The organism is Cryobacterium fucosi (assembly GCF_004403515.1).
Classification (GTDB): domain Bacteria; phylum Actinomycetota; class Actinomycetes; order Actinomycetales; family Microbacteriaceae; genus Cryobacterium; species Cryobacterium fucosi.
In genome coordinates this window covers 1-3,677 of sequence record NZ_SOHH01000114.1, presented here as the reverse complement: position 1 = coordinate 3,677, position 3,677 = coordinate 1, and the positions used below count along the sequence as shown (strand labels likewise).

Here is a 3,677-nt window from a genome sequence, read left to right as displayed (position 1 = left end):
GGCGCAGCCCACCGGCGCCGCAGCCCACCGGCCGCCCGCTCCCGGCGGCCCACCTGAGGCGGGTTCCGCGCTATCGCCGTACGAGCCAGCCGCCCGGGCCGGGGCCGGGCCGCCGGGAGAGGGCGAAGAGGGTCGGGGCGGCGGCGGCATCCGTGGCCAGGTCTGCGAGGATCCGGCCCACCGTTGGCGTGAACTTGAAGCCGTGCCCGCTGAACCCGGCGCCGACGGAGACCGGGCCGACCCGGTCGAGCACGAAGTCCTCGTCGTCCGTGGTCGTGTAGGTGCAGCTGACCGGTTCGCAGGCGTCGGGGTCGGCGCCGGGAAGCCAGTCGCGCACATACCGCTGCAGGGCCGCGAGCTGCACCGGCTCCGGCAGGAAGCTTCGCGCATCCGGGTCGGTGACCTCGCCGACGCCGTGCCATCCCGCCTTCACCCCCTGGCCAGGCGTGTACATGCCGTAGATCGGCGAGTACCAATACCCGTACCGCGGATCGGCCGGGTCGAAGGCGTGGTTGAAGCCAGGCCAGTCGGTGGCGGCGGCGCTCGCGGCATCCGCCGACCGGTCGCGCAGCGCGAAGTGCGCCGGCTGCTCCTGGGTGACCCGGAGCCGGGGCACGGGGAGCACTCCGGCCAGCAGCGAGCCGGTCCACGCGCCGACCGTCACGACGGCGCGGCGTGCCTCGATCGTGCCGGCCTCGGTGATCACGCGCACCCGGTCGTCCCCGAGAACCTCGAGGCGCAGGGCCCGGGTTCCGTGCCTGACCTCGGCCCCGGCGGCGATCGCGGCGGCCTGCAGGGCGGTCACCGCGGCATCCGCGTTGAGCCGGCCGGCGTCGGGGGTGTGCAGAACCCGGCCGTCGAAACGGATGCCCGGCCACCGCTCCGCCGCGGCCTCCGCCGAGAGGAACCCGGCTCCGAGCCCCGCACCGGCGAGCGCCGCGGCCACGGCGTCGAAGTCGCGGTTCGGCCCGTGGTTGACGACCCCGACCTGCTCGAGCAGCCGGGATCCGGTCGCGGCTTCCAACTCCCGCCACAGTGGCAGCGCCTCGGCCAGCATCGCCACGTAGGTCGGGTCGGAGTATGCCGTGTTGAAGTTGCGGGAGGCACCGTGGGAGGCACCGTTCGTGTGCCCGGGTTCGAACCGTTCGAGCAGTATCACCGAGCGGCCCCGCCTGGCCAGCTGCCACGCGGCCGCCGATCCCATCGCCCCGCCGCCGACAACGACCGTCTCCACAGTGTCCACCATGCCTTCATCCTGTCAGCCGCACGCACCGGGTGGGAATGGACGGCCCGGTCGCCGGCGTTGCACCTAGCGAAGCTCCTCGCGGACCCGCGGACCTGGCCGGAAGCCGACGGCGACGCGATGACCCGGATCCTGCAGGGCGCAACCTCGATCGCGATCGTGGGGGCGTCCCCACGGCCGGACCGCCCGAGCCATGGGGTCGGCGACTACCTGCAGCGCACCGGCGCCTACCGGGTCTACTTCGTCAACCCGCGGGCCGAGATCATCCTCGGCGAGAAGGCCTACCCCGACCTCGCCTCGCTGCCCGAGGTCCCGGACATCGTCGATGTCTTCCGGCGCGCTGAGAACGTCCAGCCGGTCGTCGAGGAGGCCACCGCGGTTGGCGCGACGACCGTCTGGATGCAATTGGGCATCCGGAACCAGGCCGCGGCAGGGGTCGCCGAGGCCGCGGGCCTCACCGTCGTGATGGACCGCTGCATCGAGATCGAGCACGCGCGGCTCGTCGGCGCGGCGCCCGCCGCCCGATAGCGCGCGGCGGGCCGGTCCGCGCCGCGGGTCCACGTTCGCGGCTCAGGTTGAGGAAGCGGGCGCACGTTCGTACGTGCGCCCGCTTCCCCAGGGTGCGCCGCGAGGCTCACGCCCAAAAGACGAAAGACGAAAGACGAGACGCGAGACGCGAGACGCGAGAAAACCGCCTCCCGCGCAACCGCCTCCCGCCATCGCCGCCCGCGAAGCCCGACCCGCGCCGTACGATGGTCGGATGACAGCGTACGTGTCGGCTCTCGACCTCTTCTCCATCGGGATCGGTCCATCCAGTTCCCACACGGTCGGCCCCATGCGGGCCGCCCTCACCTTCGCCACCCATCTGGCCGACACCGGCAGGCTGGGCGACGTCGCCCGGATCAGCTGTTCCCTGTACGGCTCCCTCGGCTCCACCGGCCTCGGCCATGGCACGCCGGACGCGATCCTGGCCGGCCTCGCCGGGCTCGATCCGGAAACCTGCGACCCGGAGGCGGTGCGGCACGCCTGGTCCGGCCTCGACGAGGGCGCCATGCTCCTCCTCGCCGGCAGCCACCCGATCCCGGTCCGCCGGGACGACATCAGCTTCGAACCGCGCACCCGGCTGCCCGGCCACCCGAACGCGCTCACCCTCCGGGCGTGGGCCGAGACGGATGCCGCGCCCCTCTTCGAGGAGACCTGGTACTCGATCGGCGGCGGCTTCATCCGTCGCGACGGCGACCCGGCCCGGGCTCGCACGCTCGCCGCCGCCCCCATGCCGTATGCGTCCAGCGCCGAGCTTCTGGCCCTCTGCGACCTGCACGGCGTCTCCATCTGCGAGGTCGCCCGCGCGAACGAGGAGGCCATCCACGGCGCCGACCGGCTCGACGCCGGGCTCGACGCGATCTGGGACGCGATGCGCGTGTGCGTGGAGGCCGGACTGGTCGCCACCGGCATCCTGCCCGGCGGTCTCAAGGTGAAACGGCGTGCCGCGGCCGTCCGCATGCAGCTGGAGGAATATGAGAGCCTGCCGGTGCGCGAGCGGGACACCTCGACGGAGTGGCTGCACGCCTTCGCCCTGGCCGTGAACGAGGAGAACGCCTCCGGCGGCCGGGTCGTGACCGCCCCGACCAACGGCGCCGCGGGCATCATCCCCGCGGTCGGGCACTACTACCTCCGATTCGTGCCGGGGGCGAACGCCGCCGGCATCCGCCGCTACCTGCTCACCGCGGTCGCGATCGGCTCCCTGGTCAAGGCCAACGCCTCCATCTCCGGGGCGGAGGGCGGCTGCCAGGCCGAGGTCGGCTCCGCCTGCGCCATGGCCGCCGGCGCCCTCTGCGCCGTGCTCGGCGGCACCCCCCGCCAGGTCGAGAACGCCGCCGAGATCGCCATGGAGCACCACCTGGGGCTCACCTGCGACCCGGTCGGTGGCCTCGTCCAGGTGCCCTGCATCGAGCGGAACGCGATCGCGTCGTCGACCGCCGTCTCCGCGGCCCGGCTCGCCCTGCACGGCGACGGCACCCACCTCGTCTCCCTCGACACCGCGATCGAGACCATGCGCCAGACCGGGCTGGACATGATGACCAAGTACAAGGAGACCAGCGAGGGCGGCCTCGCCGTCAACGTGATCGAATGCTGAGTGAACGAATGCTGAGCGATCGGATGCTTGGCGATTTTCGCAGCGTGCGGTTGCCCCGAGACCGAATTTCGGCCCGAACGGCCCGAACGGCCTAAACTGGCCGGGCGCCGGTCGAGAGGCCGGCCTGTTTCCGGGGGGATCACCATGGGCACCACGTTGCCGCGGCACGACAAACAAAACCAACACGACAAGCACGACAAGCAGGACAGCCACGACCGTGGCGGCCGGCACGATCCGCGCCGGGCCGGGGCCAGGCCGGGCACCGCCGCGCGAGCGCTCAGCCGGGCCGCGCTGGCC

General features: G+C 73.0%; 3 protein-coding genes. 2 read left to right on the top strand and 1 reads right to left on the bottom strand.

Going from position 1 to position 3,677, the window contains the following annotated elements:
• Window positions 1–70: 70 nt before the first annotated feature.
• On the bottom strand, window positions 71–1,246 hold the full coding sequence (locus E3T48_RS15690; protein ID WP_134524960.1) for an FAD-dependent oxidoreductase: 1,176 nt from the start codon (window positions 1,244–1,246) through the stop codon (window positions 71–73).
• A gap of 117 nt (window positions 1,247–1,363) precedes the next feature.
• Between E3T48_RS15690 and E3T48_RS15685 the strand changes: the two genes are divergently transcribed.
• Together E3T48_RS15685 and E3T48_RS15680 are read left to right on the top strand one after the other, a co-directional pair.
• A complete protein-coding gene (locus E3T48_RS15685; protein WP_134524959.1) occupies window positions 1,364–1,771 on the top strand; it encodes a CoA-binding protein in 408 nt (135 codons plus the stop codon).
• Between the two features lie 232 nt (window positions 1,772–2,003).
• Complete coding sequence (locus E3T48_RS15680; RefSeq protein ID WP_134524958.1) at window positions 2,004–3,380, top strand: L-serine ammonia-lyase; 1,377 nt, start codon at window positions 2,004–2,006, stop codon at window positions 3,378–3,380.
• Window positions 3,381–3,677: the final 297 nt, after the last annotated feature.